The following is an 890-nucleotide window of genomic DNA, read 5'->3' as shown; positions in this document are numbered from 1 at the left end:
CCACGTATTCTCAAAGCGTGGCTGTTTCAGCAGAAATTTGCCTGCCAAATTTCATTCTCCTGACTACACTCAAAAGATCGTTTTTAAAAAAGACCACTTTTACGATTGCGTTCAGGGGCAGTTGAATGAGCACGGCTCAAAATGGTGATGACAAGCAATGGCGTCAGCGCTATCTAAAACAAGTTGATGACAACGAAAACTTAAGCGAACGCTATCGTGAGCATGTTGAGTTGCTTCAGCGTATTGTCTCGCGTTTATGTTTAAGTGTTGATGAGTCGAACCCTGAATTTCATTCCGAAATCAGAGACCTACGCCGCAAGCTCAAAGGCGAGTTAAGTTCTTTGCCAAGTCTAGCTGAATCGCTAGCTGAGATTGATCGTCGTTTTTTAGCAGACCGATCAGATGAGCACTTGCGTGTCTCCTTGCCTGAATCAACAGGAACAAACCTCCATAAACCAAGTGTCTTTGAAAAAGGAAAGCATTGGGTTGAAGGGGTCTTCAATAAAATGAAAGGTCAGCATCATAGTGAAACGATCGAAACAAGAATTGAAGTTGTTCCTGATGATTTCATAGAGCTTCCGGGGGCCGCCAAACTCAAAGAAGTACTTGAGTCGACGCCCGGTTACGGCGCAATCGCGAGCAAAGTGGCTGATATTTTAAATGCATTGCTCAGCCAACTAAGCTACCCAGAAAGTGCGCAACAAGATCTACAAGCCTTGCGATTACGCATTGCTAGTCGAGTCAACTGGTATGAACTGCCTCCAACATTAGAAGATCTAAGTAATCTGATCATCGCGTCAATGGGGAAAGGCCAGCGTCAGTTTGATACCTTTTTGCATGAGTTGGATCAACAACTTCAGGTGATGACAGATTTCTTATCAGGGCATGAT

Annotated in this window: 1 pseudogene; it reads left to right on the top strand. The window is 44.2% G+C overall.

The window, feature by feature from the left end:
- Nucleotides 1-125: 125 nt before the first annotated feature.
- Nucleotides 126-890: pseudogene (locus A3739_RS00350) on the top strand (hypothetical protein); the annotation flags it as partial.

This window comes from Oleiphilus sp. HI0067 (assembly GCF_001635735.1).
The sequence above is the reverse complement of the archived record's forward strand: the minus strand, read 5'-3'. Positions and strand labels throughout refer to the sequence as shown.